1 protein-coding gene is annotated in these 1,301 nt (G+C 55.7%); it reads right to left on the reverse strand.

Going from position 1 to position 1,301, the window contains the following annotated elements; genetic code table 11:
- The coding region (locus G3574_RS18855) for an ATPase domain-containing protein (RefSeq protein ID WP_163966651.1) at window positions 1-1,301 on the reverse strand (1,301 nt) is incomplete at both ends.

Consider the following 1,301-nt stretch of genomic DNA (forward strand, 5'->3'; position numbering starts at 1 on the left):
CCGGATGGGATGCTCGCCATCATCCCTGCCGTTCACATCCACCAGAGTGGGTACTCCTGTCAACACTCCTTGGAAATCTTTCAGTACCGCTCCCACCTCGAGGCCGGCGGAGGTGATGCGGAACCGCCGCAAGGTAGTCTCATGCGCGCTACCGCGCTTCTTGAATACTGATATTGCTTTCTCGACTGCCCCGCGTGCTTCGAAATAGCGTAGGATCAACACATTATCGGCCAAGTAACTTACGTCCGCGCCGGTCGTCATGTTACCGACCATGCCCGCATGAACGCCTATGACGAATGTTGCGACGCCGCGCTGCTCCAGGTACGTAAGCACCTCATGCAAATGCGTATTTAAAAATTCCGCGCCCGGCATTGCGTTCATGTATCCATTCAAGCTGTCGATCACGATGATCTTAGCGCCAGCGTCCGCTGCACTGCATACTGCATGCGTAAACTCTCCGGGCGACAACTCTGCAGGATCGATCTGATGCACGAGCAGCTGTCCTGCATTGTAGGGCGAATGCAGGTCCATGCCGATGCCTTCGCTTCGGTTAAGGAGAGAGTTGAATGATTCCTCGAACAGGAACAGAGCCGCGCGACTGCCTCGTGCCAGCGCAGCTTGCACAAACTGAATTGCGAGGCTGGACTTTCCGGTACCCGGAGGTCCGGATATCAGAGTGCTCGATCCTTCTTCAATTCCACCGCCAAGCAGCATGTCAAATGCGGGAAGACCGCTAGACAGCTGCATGCGCTTCACAAGAGCCCTAGACTCCGCTGCAACGAGTCGGGGATAAACGATGAGTCCTCCGGTCACTATGGAATAGTCATGGGGTCCGCGCCGGAAGGCGACACCGCGATACTTGAGAATTCTCACCATGCGTCTATCTGCACCGTAATCTGACTTATGCTGATGGAGAGATATGACGCCATGGGCAATGCTGCGTACCTGCTGGTCGCCGCCAATGGCAGTCTTGTCGTCTAGAAGCATGGCGGTGCAGGACCGCTTCGCAAAATACTGCTTCAGTGCCAATACATGGCGCCGATATCGCAGAGAGCTGCCGGAAAGTAGTTGCAGTTCCGAGAGCGAATCCAGTACCACCCGTCTCGGGTTGAGCCGCTCGATCACTTCCAGAATCCGGCTGTTGGTCTCGTTCAGCTCCACTTCGGATGGATGCAGAACGGTATATTGCTCGTCCGGATCCAGGATGCTTTCCTCAGGAATGACCTCATGCACGGTGACGCCGCTCATCGAAAGACCGTGAGCTTGTGCAACGGAGTGCAGCTCGATGTCGTTCTCAGCCA

This window comes from Noviherbaspirillum galbum, assembly GCF_010974945.1.
In the GTDB taxonomy this organism is placed as follows: Bacteria; Pseudomonadota; Gammaproteobacteria; order Burkholderiales; family Burkholderiaceae_D; genus Noviherbaspirillum; species Noviherbaspirillum galbum.